This window comes from Streptomyces sp. NPDC048514, from assembly GCF_043199955.1.
In the GTDB taxonomy this organism is placed as follows: Bacteria; Actinomycetota; Actinomycetes; order Streptomycetales; family Streptomycetaceae; genus Streptomyces.
The window spans coordinates 182,103-202,521 of sequence record NZ_JBICWT010000006.1 but is presented as its reverse complement, the minus strand read 5'-3'; the positions used below and the strand labels follow the sequence as shown (position 1 = coordinate 202,521).

The window sequence follows — 20,419 nt, the reverse complement described above, 5'->3', positions numbered from 1 at the left end:
AAACTTCCCTCTCAGCCCAGCAGGACGTCGTCGTCGCCCAGCCGCTTCAGCTCGCGGTAGAGGATGGCGAGGCCGGTGACGATCGCGACGGCGGACACGGTGGCGTCGATCAGCCGCAGCGTGTCCTGCTCGGCGCGCGCCTTCTTGATCTGCTTGGCAACGCCGAGCGCGCCGAACGCGGTCCCGGCCATCGACAGGTACGTGCCGGACTTCGACTTCTTGAAGCCCTTGGCCTTGTTCAGTGCGCTCACAGCGACGGAGCCTCCTCGATCAGCGGGTGCCCCCACTTTTCCACGAAGGCGGCCTCGACGGCGGCACCCACCTTGTACAGCCGGTCGTCCTTCATCACCGGGGCGATGATCTGCAGGCCCACCGGGAGGCCGTCCTCCGGGGCGAGACCGCAGGGCAGGGACATGGCCGCGTTGCCCGCCAGGTTGGTCGGGATGGTGCACAGGTCCGCGAGGTACATCGCCATCGGGTCGTCGGCGCGCTCGCCGATCGCGAAGGCGGTGGTCGGGGTCGTCGGCGAGACGATCACGTCGACCTGCTCGAACGCCTTGTCGAAGTCCTGCTTGATCAGCGTGCGGACCTTCTGGGCGCTGCCGTAGTACGCGTCGTAGTAGCCGGAGCTGAGGGCGTACGTGCCGAGCATGATGCGGCGCTTGACCTCGGGACCGAAGCCGGCCTCGCGGGTGAGGGAGGTGACCTCCTCCGCCGAGTGGGTGCCGTCGTCGCCGGTCCGCAGGCCGTAGCGCAGGCCGTCGAAGCGGGCGAGGTTGGACGAGCACTCGGACGGCGCGATCAGGTAGTACGCCGACAGGGCGAGGTCGAAGGACGGGCAGTCCAGCTCGACGATCTCGGCGCCCAGTTCCTTCAGCAGCTCCACGGACTCGTCGAAGCGCTGGATGACGCCCGTCTGGTAGCCCTCGCCGCGGAACTGCTTCACCACGCCGACGCGCATGCCCGCGACACTGCCGTTGCGTGCCGCCTCGACGACCGGCGGGACCGGGGCGTCGATGGAGGTGGAGTCCAGCGGGTCGTGCCCGGCGATGACCTCGTGCAGCAGGGCCGCGTCCAGGACCGTACGGGCGCAGGGGCCGCCCTGGTCGAGGGAGGAGGAGAAGGCGACCATGCCGAAGCGGGAGACCGCGCCGTAGGTCGGCTTGACGCCGACCGTGCCGGTGACGGAGGCCGGCTGACGGATGGAGCCGCCGGTGTCGGTGCCGATGGCGAGCGGGGCCTGGAAGGAGGCGAGCGCGGCGGAGGAGCCGCCGCCGGAGCCGCCGGGGATCTTGGTGAGGTCCCAGGGGTTGCCGGTCGGACCGTAGGCGCTGTTCTCCGTCGACGACCCCATGGCGAACTCGTCCATGTTGGTCTTGCCGAGGATGACGACGTCGGCGTCCTTCAGGCGCTTGGTGAGCGTCGCGTCGTACGGCGGGATCCAGCCCTCGAGGATCTTCGAGCCGACGGTCGTGGGCACGCCCTCGGTGGTGAAGATGTCCTTGAGCGCGAGCGGAACGCCGGCCAGCGGGCCGAGCTTCTCGCCGCGGGCCCGCTTCTCGTCCACGGCACGGGCCTGGGCGAGGGCGCCCTCGCGGTCGACGTGCAGGAAGGCGTGGACCTTCTCGTCGACGGCCTCGATGCGGGCGAGGTGCGCCTCGGTGACCTGGACGGCCGTGAGCTCACCGGAGGCGATCTTCGCGGCGGTGTCGGCCGCCGTGAGCTTGATGATGTTGCTGTCCGTCATGACGGTTTAGTCCTCCCCCAGGATCTGCGGCACCTTGAAACGCTGCTGCTCCTGGGCCGGGGCGCCGGAGAGCGCCTGCGCGGGGGTGAGCGAGGGACGGACCTCGTCCGCCCGCATGACGTTGGTCAGCGGGAGCGGGTGCGAGGTCGGCGGTACGTCTTGGTCGGCGACCTCGCTGACGCGGGCGACCGCGCCGATGATGTCGTCGAGCTGGCCGGCGAAGTGGTCGAGTTCTTCGGGCTTCAGCTCCAGACGCGCCAGCCGGGCGAGGTGGGCGACCTCCTCGCGCGTGATGCCAGGCATGCAGCGTTCCTCTGGGGTGAGTGCGTGTGGTTTGGGGTCAATCCTATGGGGCGGGGCCCCGTGCCCGTGAAACGGTTTGCCGGGGGCCGGCCCTCGGCGGCGCTCCGCGCCCGCGTGACGGTCTGCCCGGGCCCGGTCCTCAGCGGTGTCGCCCGTCCCGGGTGCCGCTCTTCAGGAAGTGGTTGTCGCGGGCGGCGGCGAAGGCGTGCGGCCGGTGCACGTGCGGGCGGGCGCTGCTGTCGGCCGGCAGCTCGATGCCGGCCGGCGCCCGGCCGACCACCTCGGCCTCCGCGTCCCGGGCCGGCACGGTGTCGTCGAACTCCGGTACGAACAGTGACATGGTTGCCCCTGGCTGTGGCCGAACCCGGCGGAGCGGTCCGCAGACCGTTCCGCATGAGGACGGGTACCACGCGGGCCGTGGACCGGACCGGCCGGCGTAGCACCGCCGGCGAAGCGATACGGGAGAGGCGTCGCAGGAGAGGCGACGCCGCACGAGCGGTGCCGCATGGCCGGGGCTGCTCCGCGCGGGTGCTAGTCGCCGGCCGGGAGTGCGGCCCGCGGTCGCTGCCAGCCGCGCGACCCCCGCGCCAGCAGCCACGCCGTCGCCTCCTCCGCCGGCATCGCCGCGGCGACCAGCCAGCCCTGGACGGCGTCGCAGCCCAGGTCCCGCAGCCGCTCCCAGGTCTCGTCGTCCTCCACGCCCTCGGCGACGACCAGGAGGCCCAGCGAATGCGCGAGGTCGACGGTGCAGCGGACGATCTCCGCGTCCTCGTTGTCGACGGCCAGCCGGGCCACGAAGGAGCGGTCGATCTTCAGCTCGCTGACCGGCAGCCGCCGCAGATGGACCAGGGAGGAGTACCCGGTGCCGAAGTCGTCCAGGGACATCTTCACGCCGTGTCCGGCGAGTCCGGCGAGGGTGTCGGCGGCCCGCTGCGGGTCCTCCAGCAGGACGTGTTCCGTTATCTCCAGCTGGAGTGCCCCGGCGGGCACCCCGTGCCGGGCCAGCCGCGCGGCGACGGAGCCCGCGAAACCGGGGGTGTGGACGTCGCGCGGGGAGACGTTGACCGCGACCGGGACCCGCAGGCCCTGGGCCCGCCAGCGGGCGACCTGCGCGAGCGCGGTGTCCAGGACGTACTCGGTCAGATGGGGCATCAGCCCCGAGGACTCGGCGATCGCTATGAACTCGTCCGGCGGAACCTTCCCGCGCTCGGGATGCACCCAGCGGACCAGCGCCTCCAGGCCGGCCACCTGTCCGTCGAAGCGGACCTTGGGCTGGTAGTGCAGCTGCACCTCGTGCGCGTCCAGGGCGCGGCGCAGGTCGCCCAGCAGGCCGAGGCGGTCCGGGGTGTTGGAGTCCCGCTTGGACTCGTACACCTCGACACCCGTACGGTCCCGCTTCGCCTGGTACATCGCCACATCGGCCCGCCGCAGCAGTCCTTCGGCGTCCAGGGCGTGGTCGGGGAAGACGGCGACTCCGGCGCTGGCCTCCAGGACGAGGGTGAGCCCGTCCAGGTCGAGCGGGGAGCTGAGGGCGCCGACGAGGCCACGGGCGATCCGGGTGGCGGAGGTCGTGGAGTCGGCGACGGGAAGTAAGACGGCGAACTCGTCACCGCCGAGCCGGGCCGCCTCCGCTCCGCGCGGCAGGGCGAGCCGCAGCCGGTCGGCGATCTGGAGCAGCAGCCGGTCACCGGCGAGATGACCGAGGGTGTCGTTCACCGACCGGAACCGGTCGAGGTCGATCAGCATGAGGGCGGCGCGGGCGCCGATGCGTTCGGCGTCGTCCAGGGCGGTCCAGATCCGGTCCAGCAGCCACTGGCGGTTGGGCAGCCCGGTCAGCGGGTCGCGCAGCTGCTCCTCGGCGCGGGCCCGGGCCATCCACAGGGTGGAGTCGAGGGCGATGAGCGGGATCGCGAACAGCGGGAGCAGGACCGGCTGGGCGTCGGCGACGACGCACAGCAGGGGCGCGATGCCGAGCAGCGCGACGGCGACCAGGCCCTGCCTCACCAGGGCGGTCCGGGCGATGGTGGGCACGCCGCCGCCGCGCGGGGCGTGCAGGTACCAGAGCAGGCCGCGGCTGACGGCGAGGTAGGCGACCGCGACGAGGACGACCTCGGGGGCGGTGGTGCCGCTCCAGCTGCCGGGCCGCCAGGGCGTCTCGACGCTCGGCACCCGGCCGAACGCGCCGAGCAGCAGGGCGCCGACGCCGATGCCGAGGACGTCCACCGCGCCGTGCAGCACGCCCTGGCGCCAGCGGTGCCGCCGGGCGATGCCGACGAGGACGACGACGGCGAGGCTGACCATGCCGGCCGGCACCCAGCCGTACAGCAGCAGCACGGCGAGGGTGAGGGCGGCGCCGGAACCGGTGCCGCCCGACCACCGGGCGCGGCCCAGCATGACGAGGTGGCCCACGATGACGCCGGTGAGCAGGGCCAGCGACCAGCCGACCGTGGCGCCCGGGAAGAGGGCGTGGCCGCCGGTGAAGGCGTGGTAGAAGCCGGCGCCGAGGACGAGCGCGGCGGCGGCCACGACGGCCGCGGGCAGCGCGGGCCAGGACGGGTGCCGTTCGTGGTCGGCACCGGTCAGGCCGGGAGCGGACTCGATGGCCAGGGGTATGGGGGTGTGCGGTTCGGCGGCGCCCGGCCCGGCCGGGCGCGGCCGGCCGGCCGTCCGCCGGCCACCCCGGCCCGTCCACCGGTTCCCCCGCCACGCGCTCGCGCGGCGGCGCAGACGCAGCCGTGAGTCCGGGGCGACGCTCTCGGTCGGTTCCATTCCCGTCCCTCTCACAGCCGGCGGTGCCCACGCCACGCGGTCCGATGCCCGACAACCATCAGCGGCTCCGCGTCGAAGAAACCTTTCCCGCGCCCTTGCCGGGCAGGGGGATGCCCCGACCGCAGCTGGGCACGGCAGGCGCACATCTCAACAGTAGGCCGCAGAAGGCTTCCACGGGCACCGGTCGTCGGTGGTTGCCCGAATGCGCCCGGGCCACCCGTATGCAACTGATATGCGCCGAACGGGTGGCCTTCAACCGCTACTCCTCGGTCGGAAGCGCGACTTCCGCCGCCGCTTCGGGGCCCTGCTCCAACAGGACGCCGAAACCGTCCTCGTTCAGAACGGGAACCTTCAGCTGCATGGCCTTGTCGTACTTCGATCCGGGGTTGTCACCCACCACGACGAACGACGTCTTCTTGGAGACCGAACCGGTCACCTTGGCGCCTCTGCTCTGCAGGGCCTCCTTGGCGCCGTCCCGGGTGTAGTGCTCCAGGGTGCCGGTCACGACGACGGTGAGCCCCTCCAGCGGGCGCGGGCCCTCGTCGTCGCCGGTGGACTCCTCCTCCAGGGGGACCCCGGCGGCCTTCCACTTGCGGACGATCTCGCGGTGCCAGTCCTCGGCGAACCACTCCTTGAGCGCTGCGGCGATGATCGGGCCGACGCCGTCGGTGGCCGCCAGCTCCTCCTCGGTGGCCTGCTCGATGCGGTCGACGGAACGGAACTCACGGGCCAGCGCCTGGGCCGCCACCGGTCCCACGTGCCGGATGGACAGCCCGTTGAGGAACCGGGCCAGCGGACGCCGCTTGGCCGCCTCGATGTTCTCCAGCAGGGCGAGGGTGTTCTTCTTCGGCTCGCCCTTCTGATTGGCGAAGACGGTGACGACCTTCTCCTCGCCCGTCCTCGGGTCGCGCTTGGGCAGACCGCTGTCGGGGTCGAGGACGTAGGCCTTGATCGGCAGCAGCTTCTCCACCGTCAGGTCGAACAGGTCGCCCTCGTCCACCAGCGGCGGGTCGGCCGGCTCCAGCGGGCGGGTCAGCGCGGCGGCGGCGACCGCCCCGAAGTGCTCGATGTCCAGGCACTCCCGCCCCGCGAGGTAGGAGACGCGCTCGCGCAACTGGGCCGGGCAGGTACGGCCGTTGGGGCAGCGGAGGTCGATGTCGCCCTCCTTCATGGGCCGCAGCGGCGTCCCGCACTCGGGGCACTCGCCCGGCATCACGAACTCCCGCTCGCCGCCGTCCCGCAGGTCCACCACCGGGCCGAGGATCTCCGGGATGACGTCACCGGCCTTGCGGATGACCACGGTGTCCCCGATGAGCACGCCCTTGGCCTTGACGACCTCCTGGTTGTGCAGGGTGGCGAACTCGACCTCGCTGCCCGCCACCGTGACCGGCTCGACCTGCGCGTACGGCGTGACCCGGCCGGTCCGGCCGACGCCCACCTTGATGTCGATGAGCTTGGTGTTGACCTCTTCCGGCGCGTACTTGTAGGCGATCGCCCAGCGCGGCGCGCGCGCGGTGGAGCCGAGGCGGCCCTGGAGACGGATCTCGTCCAGCTTGACGACGACACCGTCGATCTCGTGCTCGACGGAGTGCCGGTTCTCGCCGTAGTGGGCGATGAACTCCCGTGCCCCGTCGAGGCCGTCGACCACGCGGTTGTGCGGCGAGGTGGGCAGGCCCCAGCTCCCCAGCAGCTCGTACGCCTGGGAGAGGCGGGTCATGCCCGTGAAGCCCTCCAGGGCGCCGATGCCGTGGACGACCATGTGCAGCGGCCGGGTGGCGGTGACCCGCGGGTCCTTCTGGCGCAGCGAACCCGCGGCGGCGTTACGGGGGTTGGCGAAAGGCTTGTCTCCCGCCGCGACCAGGCGTTCGTTGAGTTCGAGGAACTTCTCCATCGGGAAGTAGACCTCGCCGCGGATCTCCACCAGGCCGGGGACCTCGTCACCGTGCAGCCGGTCCGGGATCTCCGCGATCGTGCGCACGTTCGGCGTGATGTCCTCGCCGGTGCGGCCGTCACCGCGCGTCGCCGCGCGGGTGAGCCGGCCGTTCTCGTACGTCAGGTTGACCGCGAGACCGTCGACCTTCAGCTCGCACAGGAAGTGGTACTCCTGCTCGCCCAGTTCCCGCGCGATGCGGTCGGCCCAGGCGGCCAGCTCGTCGTCGTTGAAGGTGTTGTCGAGCGACAGCATGCGCTGACGGTGCTCGACCGCCGTGAACTCGGTCGCGTAGGACCCCGCGACCTTCTGGGTCGGCGAGTCCGGGGTGCGCAGCTCCGGATACTCCTCCTCCAGGGCCTCCAGAGTCTTCAGCAGCCCGTCGAACTCCGCGTCGCTGACGACGGGGGCGTCCTTCACGTAGTACCGGAAGCGGTGCTCCTCGATCTGCTCCGCCAGCTGCGCGTGCTTCTCGCGGGCCTCCGCCGGCACCGCCGTGGTCTCCGCTTGCTTGTCGCCGGCCACCGTGTTGTCCTCCCGTTACTCTGGGTTGTCCGCGAGGGATCTCGCCGCCTGGACGCAGTGGGCGAGGGCCTGGCGCGCGTACGCGGGGGAAGCTCCCGCCAGACCGCACGCCGGGGTGAGCGTGACCGCCTCGGCGAGCAGCCCCGGATGCAGGCCCAGCCTGCGCCACAACGTCCTGACACCCATGACGCTACCGGCAGGGTCCGACAATGGGCCGTCCGTGCCGGGGACGACACCGGCGAACAGCCGCGTCCCGCCCTCCACGGCCTCGCCGATCACGTCGTCGTCACGCTCGGTGAGGAGCGTGAAGTCGAAGGAGACGGCCGCCGCGCCGGCCCGCCGCAGCAGGGCGAACGGCACGTCGGGCGCGCAGGAGTGCACGACCACGGGTCCGCCGGGGTGTGCCCCGACGACGTCCCGGAGCGTGCCCTCCACGATCTGCCGGTCCACGGCGCGGTGCGTGCGGTAGCCGCTGGCGGTGCGCACCTGTCCGCGCAGCACGGCGGTGAGGGAGGGTTCGTCGAGCTGCAGCACGATCCGGGCCCCGGGGATCCGGCGCCGCACCTCGCCGAGGTGCAGACGCAGTCCCTCCCCGAGGGAGGCGGCGAGATCGCGGCACGCGCCGGGGTCGGACAGCGCGGACTGGCCGTTCCGCAGCTCCAGGGCGGCGGCCAGCGTCCACGGCCCGACCGCCTGGACCTTCACGTCGCCCTCGTGTCCCTGGGTGAACTCCTCCAGGGCGTCCAGGTCCTGGACCAGCCAGGACCTGGCCCTCTTGGTGTCGCGGCCCGGCCGGTCGCCGATCCGCCAGCCGCTGGGCTCTACGCGCGCGTACAGCTCGACCAGCATCCCGGCGGTACGGCCGATCATGTCGGCACCGGGCCCCCGGGCGGGCAGTTCCGGGAGGAAGGGGAAGTCCTCGAAGGACCCGGTCACGGTCTTGGCCGCCTCGCGGGCGTCCGTGCCGGGCATGGACCCGACTCCGGTGGCACCGCCGAACCCGAACACGCTGTTTTCGCTCACTCGGGAAGCCTACGGAACCTGCGGCCGGGGTCAGCGCCCCGGCCGTACCGTCAGGTCGTTGATCTCCGCGTCCCTGGGCAGGTCCAGGGCCGTCAGGATCGTCGTGGCGACCGACTCGGGGTCGATCCACTTCGAGGCGTCGTACTCCTTGCCCTCCTGCTGGTGGACCTTGGCCTGCATGGGGCTCGCCGTGCGGCCGGGGTAGACCGAGGTGACCCGCACGCCGGCCGCGTGCTCCTCGTGGCGCAGGGAGTCGGCGAGGGCCTTGAGACCGTGCTTGGAGGCGGCGTAGGCGGACCAGTCGGCGTGCGCGCTGAGACCGGCGCCCGAATTGACGAAGATCACATGTCCGCGGGCCGCGCGGAGCTGGGGCAGGAAGTGCCGGGTCAGCTCGGCGGGGGCGATCAGGTTGACGTTCAGCTGATGGCGCCACGACTTCGGCGTGAGGTCGCCGACCGGGCCCAGGTCCACCACGCCGGCGATGTGCAGCAGGGAGTCCACCCGGTCCGGGAGCGTCTGGTGGGAGAACGCCCAGGACAGCTTGTCCGGGTCGGCGAGGTCGCCGACCAGGGTGCGTGCCCCGGGGAACTCCGCGGCCAGTTCCTTCGCGCGGCCCGCGTCGCGCGCGTGCAGCACCAGTTCGTCGCCCCGCGCGTGCAGCCGGCGGGCGACGGCCGCGCCGATGCCGGAACCGGCCCCGGTGATCAAGTGAGTAGCCATGCCCGCCATGCTCGCATCAGTGGACGCCGAGCTGCTCCTCCAGGTGGGCCAGGGCGCCGACCGGCTCCTCGGCGAAGAAGACCAGCTCGGCCAGCGGCCGCGGCAGGAAGCCCTCGGTCTCCATGCGGCGGAACTGCTCCCGCAGGCCGTCGTAGAAGCCGGCGGTGTTGAGCAGGACGACCGGCTTGGTGGTGCGGCCGTGCTTCTTCAGTTCCAGAATCTCGGTGGCCTCGTCCAGCGTGCCGGTGCCGCCCACCATGATCACTACGGCGTCGGCGTTGTCCAGCAGCAGCTTCTTGCGTTCGGCGAGGTCACCGGCGATGAGCATCTCGTCCGCACCGGGGCGCGCCTTGTTCGCGAGGAACTCCACGGAGACGCCCAGCAGCCTGCCGCCCGCCTCGTGCACCCCGTCGGCGACCACCTTCATCAGACCGGTGTCGGAACCGCCCCAGACCAGGGTGTGACCGGCCTTGCCGAGCAGTTCCGCGAACTCGCGCGCGGGGCGCGTGTAACGCTCGTCGAGGTCGGCGGCGGACAGGAAGACGCAGATGTTCATGGTGCCTACCGTAGAGCCCGCGGTGCGCGCGGGAAGAAGAGCGGGCCGCCCGGTGCTTTTCCCCATATGAGCCGAGGACACACGATCACCATCGAGCCCAGCGGAAGGCACGTGCGCGTGGTGCGCGGCGACCAGGTGCTGGCGGAGAGCGACCGCGCCCTGCTGCTGCGCGAGACGGGCTGTCCGGTGCGGTACTACATCCCGGCCGAGGACGTGCGCCTCGACCTGCTGACCCCCTCCGGCACGCACACGGACTGCCCCTTCAAGGGCACGGCGTCCTACTGGTCGCTGCCGGACGCGCCGGATCTCGTCTGGGCGTACCCGGACCCGAAGCCGGAGGTGGCGGAGATCCGGGACCACCTGTGCTTCTACGAACCCGAGGTGTCATGAGGGCCGGCGCCGCCGCCGTGTCGTGACGCGATGAGTCGCGTCCCGTGCGGCAGTCTGCACGGCCATGGACAAGATGACGACTTCCCGAGACGGCACCCCTCTCGCGTACGAAGTGACCGGGCAGGGGCCCACGGTGATCCTTGTGAGCGGCGCGATGTCCACCGGCGGCACCGTGGCGCCCCTGGCCGAGCGCCTCGCGGGCCGCTGCACGGCCGTCGTCTACGACCGCCGGGGCCGCGGCGCGAGCGGTGACACGCCGCCGTACGACGTCGACAGGGAGGTCGAGGACCTGGCCGCGCTGATCGACGCGGTGGGCGCGGAGGCATCGCTGTTCGGCGTCTCCTCGGGCGGGGCGCTGGTCCTGCGGGCCGCGGCGGGCGGACTGCCGGTCGCCCGGGTCGCCGTGTACGAGGCGCCGTTCGTCGACTTCCTCGCGGGCGGCGCCGAGCAGGAGGCCACGTACAAGGAGCAGCTGACCAAGGCGCTCGACGAGGGCCGGCGCGGGGACGCGGTGGAGCTGTTCCTGCGGCTGACGGGCCTGGGCGAGGAGATGATCCGGGGTGCCCGCCAGTCGCCGATGTGGGAAGGCATGGAGGCCGTCGCACCGAGTCTCGCCCACGACGACGCGGTCATGGGCGACGGCCTGCTCCCCCGCGAGCGGCTCGCCGCGATCTCCGTGCCCGTGCTCTGCGTCGCGGGCGGCGCGAGCCCGGACTTCTTGCGAGCGGCCTCCCGCGCGATCGCGGAGACCGTGCCCCACGGCACGCACCGGGAACTGGAGGGGCAGACGCACATGGTGGAGCCGGACGTCCTGGGACCGGTCCTGACGGAGTTCTTCACCGGCTAGCGGGACGACCGGATGGGCCCGCAGCCGGGTGGGCCACGAACGGCCGGGCAGCCGGACGGCCGGGCAGCTTGGTTGCCGCCAGCCTGGTGCGCCGGGCCGCCTGGTGGGCCGGGCAGCCTGGCGCGCCGGGCAGCCGCGGTGGCCGCCCGGAGGCCGGAGCCGCGACGGCGGTGCACCGGCGGCGCCGCCGGTGTGCGGGCGCCGCTACACCGCCGCGGCCGTCGCGCGCGTGGTGGACGCGATCGTCGCCGAGCCGACCACGCGGGTGCCGTCGTACAGCACGATCGCCTGGCCGGGGGCGACGCCGCGGACCGGTTCGGTGAAGGTGACGCGCAGTCCGCCGTCGACCGGTACGGCGGTGACCTCGGTCTCGCCTCCGTGGGCCCGCAGCTGAGCGGTGTACGTGCCGGGGCCGGACGGGGCGCTGCCGCACCAGCGGGGCTTGATCGCGGTGAGGGCGGTGACGTCCAGGGCGGCGGCCGGCCCGACGGTGACCGTGTTGCTGACCGGCGAGATGTCGAGGACGTAGCGCGGTTTGCCGTCGGCCGCCGGAGTGCCGATGCGCAGGCCCTTGCGCTGGCCGATGGTGAAGCCGTAGGCGCCCTCGTGCGTGCCCAGGCGGTTGCCGTCCTCGTCGACGATGTCGCCCTCGGCCTTGCCCAGCCGGCCGGCCAGGAAGCCCTGGGTGTCGCCGTCGGCGATGAAGCAGATGTCGTGCGAGTCGGGCTTCTTGGCCACCGCCAGGCCCCGGCGCTCGGCCTCGGCACGGATCTCGTCCTTGGTGGTGAGCGTGTCGCCGAGCGGGAACATCGCGTGGGCGAGCTGCTCCTGGTCCAGGACGCCGAGGACGTACGACTGGTCCTTCGCCATGTCGGAGGCGCGGTGCAGCTCGCGGGAGCCGTCCTCACCCACGAGCACCTTGGCGTAGTGGCCGGTGCAGACGGCGTCGAAGCCGAGGGCCAGCGCCTTGTCCAGCAGCGCGGCGAACTTGATCTTCTCGTTGCAGCGCAGGCACGGGTTCGGGGTGCGGCCGGCCTCGTACTCGGCGACGAAGTCCTCGACGACGTCCTCGCGGAAGCGGTCGGCGAGGTCCCAGACGTAGAACGGGATGCCGATGACGTCGGCCGCGCGGCGGGCGTCGCGCGAGTCCTCGATGGTGCAACAGCCGCGCGCGCCGGTACGGAAGGACTGCGGGTTCGCGGAGAGCGCGAGGTGGACGCCGGTGACGTCGTGACCGGCTTCCGCGGCGCGCGCGGCGGCGACGGCGGAGTCGACGCCGCCGGACATGGCGGCGAGGACGCGGAGGGGACGGGTGCGCTGCGGGGTGTCAGTCATAGCCCTTCCAGGGTACGGGGGCGCGGGAACCGGGTCCGCCGGATATCCGTTGGAGGTCACATGGGGGCGAGCGAGGGCCGCGCGGAGGCGGCGAAGGACGCGAGGGACGCGAAGGACGCGAAGGACGACACCGGCCGGCGGCTGGGGCGGCGTGCGCTGCTGGCCGGCGGGGCCGCGGCGGCGGTGGGCACGGCGGTGCTGGCCCGGGACGAGCTGTCCCGGCTGTGGTGGCGGCTGCCCGGGGTGGACCGGCCGCGGGTGGCGGGCGCGGTGGACTTCCGGGGCGCGCGCTGGGTGGCGGCCTCGCCGGCGAACTACCGGCGGGCGGACCGGCCGGACGACTACCGGGTGGACCGGGTGGTCGTGCACGTCACGCAGGGTGGTTACGCGTCGGCGGTGAAGGTCTTCCAGGACCCGGCGCACGGGGCGGCCGCGCACTACATCGTGCGCAGGGACGGGCGGGTCACCCAGCTGATCCGGGAACTGGACGTGGCCTTCCACGCGGGCAACCGGCTGTTCAACGAGCGCAGTGTCGGCATCGAGCACGAGGGCTTCGTGGCGGACGCCTCCTCCTTCACGGACGCCATGTACGCGGCTTCGGCGCGGCTGACGGCGGCGGTCTGCGGGCGGTACGGCATACCGGTGGACCGCGAGCACATCATCGGCCACGTGGAGGTGCCGGGCACGGACCACACCGACCCTGGGCCGCACTGGGACTGGCCGCGGTATCTGAAGCTGGTGGCGCGGGCGCGCACGGCCGGGACCTGAGGAAAAAAATCAAGAGCGAAGCCCTTTTTGTCCGGACTCGGGAGTTTTATGCTGTAGCCAAGACCTGCGAGACGAGTGAGGGAGTCCAAGCGGAGTAGCCGACTTCAGCGAGAGGCACACGGTCTCCGCTGGTGCCGACGTCGACGCTCGGACTGAGAGGCCGGAAGGTTGCTGGCACAGAACCGGACGGCGACCCCCAGCACCTGATCCGGACAATGCCGGCGAAGGGAACCCGCCTCGTAGGTCGTTTCCGTGTCTTCAGCTGAGTCCCGCCACCCGGGCCCGCTCCACCGCAGGGCCGATCGCCTTGGCGACCGCCTCGACGTCCGCCTCCGTGGAGGTGTGGCCGAGAGAGAAGCGGAGCGTGCCGCGGGCCAGGTCCGGGTCGGTGCCGGTGGCGAGCAGGACGTGGCTGGGCTGGGCGACGCCCGCGGTGCAGGCCGAGCCGGTGGAGCACTCGATGCCCTGGGCGTCCAGCAGGAGCAGCAGGGAGTCGCCCTCGCACCCCGGGAAGGTGAAGTGCGCGTTGGCCGGCAGGCGCCCTCCGGGCGCCGGGTCGCCGCCGAGGATCGCGTCCGGTACGGCGGCTCGGACGGCGTCGGCCAGCTGGTCCCGCAGGGCGCCGATCTCGCGCGCGAACCGTGCGCGGCGCTCGGCCGCGAGGCGGCCGGCGACGGCGAAGGAGGCGATGACGGGGACGTCGAGGGTGCCGGAGCGGACGTGCCGCTCCTGACCGCCGCCGTGCAGGACGGGGACGGGGGTGTACTCGCGGCCCAGGAGCAGGGCGCCGATGCCGTACGGACCGCCGACCTTGTGTCCGGAGACGGTCATCGCGGCGAGGCCGGAGGCGGCGAAGTCGACCGGTACCTGCCCGAAGGCCTGGACCGCGTCGGAATGCAGCGGTACTCCGAACTCCGCGGCCACATCGGCGAGTTCACGCACCGGCAGTACCGTGCCGATCTCGTTGTTGGCCCACATCACGGTGGCCAGGGCGACGTCGCCCGGGTCGCGCGCGATGGCCTCGCGCAGCGCCTCGGGGTGGACGCGGCCGTAGGAGTCGACGGGCAGGTACTCGACGGTGGCGCCCTCGTGCTCGCCGAGCCAGTGCACGGCGTCGAGGACGGCGTGGTGCTCGACGGGGCTGGCCAGGATGCGGGTACGGGCCGGGTCGGCGGCGCGGCGGGACCAGTACAGGCCCTTCACGGCGAGGTTGTCGGCCTCGGTGCCGCCCGAGGTGAAGACGACCTCGCTGGGGCGGGCTCCCAGCGCTTCCGCGAGGGTTTCGCGGGACTCCTCGACCGTGCGGCGCGCCCGGCGGCCGGAGGCGTGCAGGGAGGACGCGTTGCCGGTGATGCTCAGCTGTGCGGTCAGTGCCTCTGCCGCCTCCGGGAGCATCGGGGTCGTGGCGGCGTGGTCGAGGTAAGCCATGGTGCGCCCGATTCTACGGGTCCCCCGCGGCGGGTTCCGGCCGCGTGGGGGTGCCGTCGGGCCGGGGCCTCCGGTGCCGGCCGCACACCTCGCTCGCCGGTCACGGACTCCACGCGCTCGCCGGTCACAGACTCCACGAAAGGGTGTGGGTCATCTGCATCGCGGCCACCAGGACCGCCAGGTCGGCCACGCCCAGGGCCAGGCCGAGGCAGGCCCGGCCGCGGCGGGCCGTGCCGCGCCACAGGGCCACGGCGGCGAGCGCGATGGCGATCGGGCCCAGGAAGAGGTTGAGGACGAGCAGTCCGAGCAGGCCGAGGATGAAGGACGCGACGGCCATGCCGTCGGCGTCACGCGAACGCGAACGGGTGCCGGTGCCGGTGTCGACGGCGGTGCGGTCGGTTGCCGGTGCGGTGAGTTGCATGATGCTCAGCTCCTGAGGTCCTGTGCGACGGTCAGTTGGCCGGGTTGCGGCGACGGCGGCCGTGGCGCTCGCGGAGCGCGAAGACGCCGAGCCAGACGGCGATGACGGCGGCCATGACGGCACTGACGCCCAGCGGCGCGTGGGCCACGGTGCCCATCACGACTCCGAGCAGCATGAGTGCGGCGACGAGGAACAGCATGGGATCGAATCCCCCCTCCGGGATACCTCGTGTTCGACCGGTGTGAAATTTGAGTGAACAGTTGTAGTAACAGTTGTTCACTGACTTTGAGTCTAGCGTGCCGCACGGCTTTTCAATTCCAGAGAACAGTTGTTAACTGGATGACATGAGTCACACCCTCGGCATCCGGCAGGCCCAGAAGCAGAAGACCCGGCAGGCGTTCCTCGACGCGGCACTCGCCCTGCTGGAGGAGCAGAGCCTGAGCAGTCTGGGTCTGCGCGAGGTCACCCGGGCCGTCGGTGTCGCCCCGACCGCCTTCTACCGGCATTTCCGGTCGACCGCGGACCTCGGGGTAGCGCTGGTCGACGAGGCGCTGGGCAGTCTGCATCCGATGGTGCGGACGACGGTGTCCACGACGGGCGACAGCGAGGAACGCATCGCGCGTGCCGTCGAGTTGATCGCGCACCACGTCGAGGCGTATCCGGCGCACGTCCGGTTCATCGCCCGGGAGCGGCACGGTGGGGTGCAGTCGGTGCGCGAGGCCATCCGTGACCAACTCGCCCGGTTCGCCGAAGAGGTGAAGGCCGAACTGGCCAAGGACCCCGAGGCGGCGGGGTGGGGCGACGGCGACCTGCTGATGCTCGCGCATCTGTACGTCGACCAGATGCTCATCACCGCCTCCCTGTTCCTGGAGGCGCTGGAGGCTCCGGAGGAGGAGCGGGAACGGGTGACACAGCGCGCCACCCGGCAGCTGCGGCTCATCAGCATCGGCCGCAACCACTGGCACGGCTGAGCCCCGCCGGACGACGCACGGCGACCGGGACGGCTCGGGCGCGGCGGGCCGTCGGGCCGGCGCGAGACGGGTTCGCACGAGGCGGGTTCGCACGAGGCGGCCCTGAACGGAGCGGGTCGCACGAAGCGGCTCGCGCAGAGCGCGCCCCGCTCCCATCGGCCGGGTCCAGGCCGGGCGGGGCGCGCCGGGTGGTTCAGCCCAGCCTGACCCGGGCCAGTTGGCGGGACTGGGCGACCAGGCGGTCCTCGCTGTCCCAGACCTCCGCGTCCTCCTCCAGGAAACCGCCGGCCAGGTTGCGGGTGGTGATGGACACCCGCAGGGGGCCGGGGGCCGGGCGGTGGCGGACGTGGACGGTGAGCTCCACCGTCGGGACCCAGCCCTTGATGCCGATCTCGAAGGCGGTGGGCGGCAGGGCGTCCACGGTGAGCAGCAGGGACAGGGGGTCGGCGTCGCGGCCGTCGGCGAGACCGAACCAGGCGCGCATCTCACCCTTCCCCGTGGGGGCGCCGAGGGCCCAGCCGAGGGTGGCGGGGTCCAGCTTGAGCATCAGGCGCTCGGTGATCGCCGAGCTGCCCGGCACCGGGGCGGGAGAGTCGTCGGGGCCCAAGCAGTGGTCCATGGGCGGGATCGCGGGCGGCGTCGCCGTCGTACGGACGTCGTCGGGGAGGGCGGCCAGGTCGCCGTAGGACGCGAGGACACGGATGCGTTCGACCTCGCGCCCCTCGTCGTCGTACTGCAGGAGCGAGGCCTGGCCGGTGGAGAGGGTGCGGCCGGTGCGGACGGTCTGGGTCCGGACGACCGCCGGGCCGGGCTGGGAGGCGGTGAGGTAGTGCGCCGAGACGGTGAACGGGTCCGGGTGCGGCAGGGTGTCCGCCAGGGCCCGGCCGAGCACGGCCAGCAGATAGCCGCCGTTGACGGCGCTGATGATGGTCCAGCCGGCCGAGAGGTCGATGTCGTAGACGCCGGGCTCGCGCCGGGTGACCGCGGTGTCGCGGTCGAACTCGCTGTCACCGATCATGGCCCGCGACGCGGATCCCGTGGCCCGGGCGAGGCCGAGAGCGGGAGAAGGGGCGGAGGCTGCTTCTGGCATGGATGAACGGTACAACAGGAAATTACTAAGCGGTAGCTTTTGTGATTCCGCCGGGCCACGCGCCCGGGCGGCGACGCGACCGGGCGGCCGGGCGGCCGGATGTGGGCGGGTCCGCGGGGTGTGATTCCGGCAATTTCTCGGCAAGTGTCCCGACACGTCCACAACCTGGAGCCGCCGATTCCCCTCTAGGGGTACATGAGCCTCACCGGGACCCCGTTCCTCTACACGACAGTCGTGCTGGCCGTGGTCGCCCTCGCCCTGCCGCTCGTCCTGTGGTCGCGGTTGCGCGGGCCAAGGCCGCTGCGGCTCGCGGGCCGGGCACTGATGCTGCTGTTCGCCCAGGGCACGGCCGTCGCCCTGGTTTTCGTGCTTGTCAACAACCAGAACGATCTGTACGACGACTGGGCCGACCTGCTCGGTACCGGCAATCACGTCCAGCGGGCCGCCGACCTCGGCCCGGACGGCACGGGCGGCATGGCGGTGGAACGGCTGCCCAGGGTCGAGCAGGCCTTCAGGGCGGCCGGCGGACCCGGCATGCGCGCGGCCGGCGGAGTGCGCGTCACCCGGCTCGAGGGCCGGGTCTCGGGGGTGGACGCCGAGGTCTACGTCTGGCTGCCCCCGCAGTACGACGACCCCGCGTACCGGCACAGCAGGTTCCCGGTGGTGGAGCTGCTCCCGGGTTACCCCGGTTCCGCGAAGGCCTGGTTCGGGGCGCTGGCGGCACACGAACAGCTGCTGCCGCTGATGCGGACCGGGCAGGTGGCGCCGTTCGTCCTGGTCGCGCCGCGCACCAACCTGGTGGCCGGCGCCGACACGGGCTGCGCCAACATCCCGGGCCGGGTCAACGCCGACAGCTGGCTCAGCGTCGACGTGCCCAAGATGGTCGCGGACAACTTCCGGGTCCAGCCGGCGCCCCGGGGCTGGGCGGTGGCCGGATACTCGGCGGGCGCCCACTGCGCGGTGAAGCTGGCGGTGGCCCACCCCGACCGCTACCGGGCGGCGGTGAGCATGTCCGGGTACAACGACCCCGCCGGCGAACCCGGCTCGCTCGCCGCCCGGACCCCCGCCCTGCGGGCCGGGAACGATCCCCGTCTGCTGCTGAGGAAGGCGCCCGCACCGCCCCGGATCGCGCTGTACCTCTCCGGCCAGCCCGGCGACGGCTACCAGGCGGGCGTCGCGCTGGAGTCCGTCGCCAAGGCGCCGACCAGCGTGCACGTGGTCTTCCTGCCGCGCAGCGCGGGCGGCCACACCATGGCGCTGTGGCGGCCGCAGGTCCCCGCGGCCTTCGGCTGGCTGACCCGCACGATGGGCCCGGACGGCTCCGGGGGCGGGGACGGCGCCCCCACCGGGGCCGCCGGCTCCATCACCGAGACGTCGGCCGGCCCGGCCCCGTCTACTCCTCGGCCACGGTCGAACGGCGGTTCCATGCGCGCGGCGCCCGCCAGTGGAACCGCATCGCGAGCAGCCGCAGCGCGAAGGCGGTGACGACCGCCAGCCCACTGGTGAACGGGGTCAGCACGTCATAGCGGATGCACAGCACGACCATGGTGGCGCCGACGATCGCCGGGACCGCGTACAGGTCCCGGTCCCAGCGCAGCAGCGAGGGCACCTCGTTGGCGAGCACGTCCCGCAGCACGCCGCCGCCCACGGCGGTGGCGAGGCCCAGCGTCGCCGACGCGGTCAGCCCGAGGCCGAAGCTGTACGCCTTCGTCGTACCGCTCACGCAGAACAGGCCGAGGCCGGCCGCGTCGAAGACCAGCACCGCCGCCTGGATGCGCTCCACGTGCGGGTGCAGGAAGAAGACCACGAGCGTGGCGAACAGCGGGGTGACGAAGTATCCGAGGTCCGTGAAGGCGGCCGGCGGCACGGCCCCGATGACCAGGTCGCGGATCAGCCCCCCGCCCAGCGCGGTGACCTCGGCGAGGACGGCGATGCCGAAGACGTCGAAGTTCTTCCGGACGGCGAGCAGCGCGCCGGAGATCGCGAACACGAAGATGCCGATGACATCGAGCGTGTGCTGGACGGAGGGACTGAAAAGTTGCTGGAGCACCCTGACATTCTCACCCGTCGCCGGGCCTGAACCTTACAAAGCCAGGCTCACAGGGCGGGTTTCCCTGTCGTGAAGAGCCAGGTGTCGAAGAGGTCGTCCAGCTGCCGGCCGCTGACGTGCTCGGCGAGCCGGATGAAGTCGGCGGTGCTCGCGTTGCCGTAGCGGTGGAGCCTCGTCCATGCCGGCAGCAGCTTGAAGAAGGCGGTGTCGCCGATCCGCTCGCGCAGTGCCTGGAGGGTCATCGCGCCGCGCTGGTAGACGGCGGAGGCGAACATCGTGTCCCGCTGCGGGTCGGCCACCTCGGTCTGCCAGAAGGAGGAGTCGGCGGGCCGCGAGGCGTAGCCGGCGAGGAAGGAGTCATGGGCCGAGCGGGTGCCCTGGTGCTCGGCCCACAGCCACTGGGCGTAGGTGGCGAAGCCCTCGTTGAGCCAGATGTCCTTCCACTGCGCCACGCTCACCGAGTCGCCGAACCACTGGTGGGCCAGCTCGTGCACGATGGTCGTCTCGCTGCGCACGGCCGAGTAGGCGGGTTTGCTCTGCACCTCCAGCGAGAAGCCGGCCTCGGGCATGTCGTCGACGATCGCGCCGGTCTCCTCGAACGGGTACGGGCCGAAGACGCGCGACCAGTAGTCGGTGGCGGCGGCGGTGACGGCGTACACGTCGACGCTGTTGGCGTCCTTTAGGACGGGGTCGACGGCGACGTAGATCGGGGTGCCGCCCGGGGTCCGCCCGGTGCGCACGTCGAACTTCCCGATCGTGGCGGTGGCGAGATAGGTGGCCATCGGCCTGCTCTCCCGCCAGTGGGTGTACGTCGAGCCGTGCTTGTCGAACGCCGACACGAGCCGGCCGTTGGAGACGGCGGTCAGGCCCTTGGGCGTCTTGATCCGGATGTCGTAGGTGGCCTTGTCGGAGGGGTGGTCGCTGGACGGGAACCAGGTGGAGGCGGCGTTGGGCTCGCAGGCGACGAAGACGCCGTCGGCCGTCTTCATCCAGCCGTACCGCGAGCCGAACACGATGGGGCCGCCCAGTGCCTCGGGTACTCCGCCGTAGCTGACGGAGACGGTGAAGTCCCGGCCTTTGCGCAGGTCGTCGCGCGGGGTGACGGTGATCTCGTCACCGTCACGCGTGAACCGCGCCCTTCTCCCGTCGACCTCGATCCTGCTGATGTGCAGCTGCTGCAGATCGAGGTCGAAGGAGGAGAGGTGCCGGGTCGCACGCGCACGGAGGGTGGCACGGCCGTCCAGGCGGCCGGTGTCCGGGGCGTAGGCGAGGTCCAGGTCGTAGTGGCGGGCGTCGAAACCGCCGTTGCCGAGCCGCGGGAAGTAGGGGTCGCCGATGCCGGGCGCGCCGTGTGTGGGGGCGGAGGAGGCCGCGATGACGAGGAAGGAGGCCGTCGCGGTGGCGAGGGCCCCCAGACGTGCCGAACGGGAGAGTGCCATGAGTCGTCCCTTTCGAGCATGTGCCGGTCAGTGGACTGACACGGACGACTCTGCGCTCTCCCGCTCAGGCATGTACATGACTTTACTTAGTCGTCATGTGCCGCTTG

General features: G+C 72.3%; 21 protein-coding genes and 1 riboswitch. Of the genes, 5 read left to right on the top strand and 16 right to left on the bottom strand.

What is annotated here, in order from left to right:
* Nucleotides 1-11: 11 nt before the first annotated feature.
* From ACGFT2_RS15385 to ACGFT2_RS15345, 9 genes are all read right to left on the bottom strand, one after another.
* A complete protein-coding gene (locus ACGFT2_RS15385) occupies nucleotides 12-251 on the bottom strand; it encodes a hypothetical protein (protein ID WP_258780702.1) in 240 nt (79 codons plus the stop codon).
* Nucleotides 248-1,747: an Asp-tRNA(Asn)/Glu-tRNA(Gln) amidotransferase subunit GatA gene (gene gatA / locus ACGFT2_RS15380; protein ID WP_393277994.1), complete on the bottom strand. Its 1,500-nt coding sequence runs from the start codon at nucleotides 1,745-1,747 to the stop codon at nucleotides 248-250. Before gatA ends, ACGFT2_RS15385 begins: the two co-directional genes overlap by 4 nt.
* A gap of 6 nt (nucleotides 1,748-1,753) precedes the next feature.
* A complete protein-coding gene (gene gatC, locus ACGFT2_RS15375; RefSeq protein WP_018544665.1) occupies nucleotides 1,754-2,050 on the bottom strand; it encodes an Asp-tRNA(Asn)/Glu-tRNA(Gln) amidotransferase subunit GatC in 297 nt (98 codons plus the stop codon).
* Nucleotides 2,051-2,189: 139 nt separating this feature from the next.
* On the bottom strand, nucleotides 2,190-2,390 hold the full coding sequence (locus tag ACGFT2_RS15370; protein WP_393277991.1) for a hypothetical protein: 201 nt from the start codon (nucleotides 2,388-2,390) through the stop codon (nucleotides 2,190-2,192).
* Between the two features lie 191 nt (nucleotides 2,391-2,581).
* Nucleotides 2,582-4,819, bottom strand: coding sequence for a putative bifunctional diguanylate cyclase/phosphodiesterase (locus ACGFT2_RS15365; protein WP_393277989.1), 2,238 nt, complete (start codon nucleotides 4,817-4,819; stop codon nucleotides 2,582-2,584).
* Between the two features lie 259 nt (nucleotides 4,820-5,078).
* Nucleotides 5,079-7,274, bottom strand: coding sequence for an NAD-dependent DNA ligase LigA (gene ligA, locus ACGFT2_RS15360; RefSeq protein ID WP_393277987.1), 2,196 nt, complete (start codon nucleotides 7,272-7,274; stop codon nucleotides 5,079-5,081).
* A 15-nt stretch (nucleotides 7,275-7,289) separates the two neighbouring features.
* Nucleotides 7,290-8,297, bottom strand: coding sequence for a methionine synthase (locus ACGFT2_RS15355; protein ID WP_393277985.1), 1,008 nt, complete (start codon nucleotides 8,295-8,297; stop codon nucleotides 7,290-7,292).
* 30 nt (nucleotides 8,298-8,327) lie between these two features.
* A complete protein-coding gene (locus ACGFT2_RS15350) occupies nucleotides 8,328-9,026 on the bottom strand; it encodes an SDR family oxidoreductase (protein WP_393277983.1) in 699 nt (232 codons plus the stop codon).
* A gap of 7 nt (nucleotides 9,027-9,033) precedes the next feature.
* Nucleotides 9,034-9,573, bottom strand: a complete 540-nt coding sequence (locus ACGFT2_RS15345; protein WP_393277980.1) for a TIGR00730 family Rossman fold protein — start codon at nucleotides 9,571-9,573, stop codon at nucleotides 9,034-9,036.
* Between the two features lie 66 nt (nucleotides 9,574-9,639).
* Here ACGFT2_RS15345 and ACGFT2_RS15340 point away from each other — a divergent pair, with 66 nt between their 5' ends.
* On the top strand, nucleotides 9,640-9,963 hold the full coding sequence (locus tag ACGFT2_RS15340; RefSeq protein WP_393277978.1) for a DUF427 domain-containing protein: 324 nt from the start codon (nucleotides 9,640-9,642) through the stop codon (nucleotides 9,961-9,963).
* Between the two features lie 64 nt (nucleotides 9,964-10,027).
* Nucleotides 10,028-10,810, top strand: coding sequence for an alpha/beta fold hydrolase (locus tag ACGFT2_RS15335; protein ID WP_393277976.1), 783 nt, complete (start codon nucleotides 10,028-10,030; stop codon nucleotides 10,808-10,810).
* 204 nt (nucleotides 10,811-11,014) lie between these two features.
* Here the strand turns inward: ACGFT2_RS15335 and mnmA are convergent, their stop codons facing one another.
* Nucleotides 11,015-12,145, bottom strand: coding sequence for a tRNA 2-thiouridine(34) synthase MnmA (mnmA, locus tag ACGFT2_RS15330; protein ID WP_393277974.1), 1,131 nt, complete (start codon nucleotides 12,143-12,145; stop codon nucleotides 11,015-11,017).
* A gap of 60 nt (nucleotides 12,146-12,205) precedes the next feature.
* Here mnmA and ACGFT2_RS15325 point away from each other — a divergent pair, with 60 nt between their 5' ends.
* Nucleotides 12,206-12,913: an N-acetylmuramoyl-L-alanine amidase gene (locus ACGFT2_RS15325; protein ID WP_393277972.1), complete on the top strand. Its 708-nt coding sequence runs from the start codon at nucleotides 12,206-12,208 to the stop codon at nucleotides 12,911-12,913.
* A 67-nt stretch (nucleotides 12,914-12,980) separates the two neighbouring features.
* Nucleotides 12,981-13,160: riboswitch (TPP riboswitch) on the top strand.
* An 11-nt stretch (nucleotides 13,161-13,171) separates the two neighbouring features.
* On the opposite strand, the gene ACGFT2_RS15320 is transcribed toward ACGFT2_RS15325, so the two are convergent.
* The 3 genes from ACGFT2_RS15320 to ACGFT2_RS15310 form a co-directional block, all read right to left on the bottom strand.
* Nucleotides 13,172-14,341: a cysteine desulfurase family protein gene (locus tag ACGFT2_RS15320; RefSeq protein ID WP_393277970.1), complete on the bottom strand. Its 1,170-nt coding sequence runs from the start codon at nucleotides 14,339-14,341 to the stop codon at nucleotides 13,172-13,174.
* 124 nt (nucleotides 14,342-14,465) lie between these two features.
* Complete coding sequence (locus ACGFT2_RS15315) at nucleotides 14,466-14,762, bottom strand: DUF4190 domain-containing protein (protein ID WP_393277968.1); 297 nt, start codon at nucleotides 14,760-14,762, stop codon at nucleotides 14,466-14,468.
* A 31-nt stretch (nucleotides 14,763-14,793) separates the two neighbouring features.
* Nucleotides 14,794-14,961, bottom strand: coding sequence for a hypothetical protein (locus tag ACGFT2_RS15310; RefSeq protein ID WP_393277966.1), 168 nt, complete (start codon nucleotides 14,959-14,961; stop codon nucleotides 14,794-14,796).
* A 145-nt stretch (nucleotides 14,962-15,106) separates the two neighbouring features.
* Between ACGFT2_RS15310 and ACGFT2_RS15305 the strand changes: the two genes are divergently transcribed.
* Nucleotides 15,107-15,733, top strand: a complete 627-nt coding sequence (locus ACGFT2_RS15305) for a TetR family transcriptional regulator (RefSeq protein ID WP_393277964.1) — start codon at nucleotides 15,107-15,109, stop codon at nucleotides 15,731-15,733.
* Nucleotides 15,734-15,926: 193 nt separating this feature from the next.
* Here the strand turns inward: ACGFT2_RS15305 and ACGFT2_RS15300 are convergent, their stop codons facing one another.
* Nucleotides 15,927-16,823, bottom strand: coding sequence for a thioesterase family protein (locus ACGFT2_RS15300; protein ID WP_393277962.1), 897 nt, complete (start codon nucleotides 16,821-16,823; stop codon nucleotides 15,927-15,929).
* Nucleotides 16,824-17,018: 195 nt separating this feature from the next.
* Here ACGFT2_RS15300 and ACGFT2_RS15295 point away from each other — a divergent pair, with 195 nt between their 5' ends.
* A complete protein-coding gene (locus tag ACGFT2_RS15295; RefSeq protein WP_393277960.1) occupies nucleotides 17,019-18,308 on the top strand; it encodes an alpha/beta hydrolase in 1,290 nt (429 codons plus the stop codon).
* Here the strand turns inward: ACGFT2_RS15295 and ACGFT2_RS15290 are convergent.
* Both ACGFT2_RS15290 and ACGFT2_RS15285 read right to left on the bottom strand, forming a co-directional pair.
* Nucleotides 18,217-18,873 (bottom strand): trimeric intracellular cation channel family protein, encoded by a 657-nt coding sequence (locus ACGFT2_RS15290; protein WP_393277958.1) that lies wholly within the window; start codon nucleotides 18,871-18,873, stop codon nucleotides 18,217-18,219. The genes ACGFT2_RS15295 and ACGFT2_RS15290 overlap by 92 nt on opposite strands.
* 47 nt (nucleotides 18,874-18,920) lie before the next feature.
* A complete protein-coding gene (locus tag ACGFT2_RS15285) occupies nucleotides 18,921-20,312 on the bottom strand; it encodes a M1 family metallopeptidase (RefSeq protein ID WP_393277957.1) in 1,392 nt (463 codons plus the stop codon).
* Between the last annotated feature and the right edge of the window lie 107 nt (nucleotides 20,313-20,419).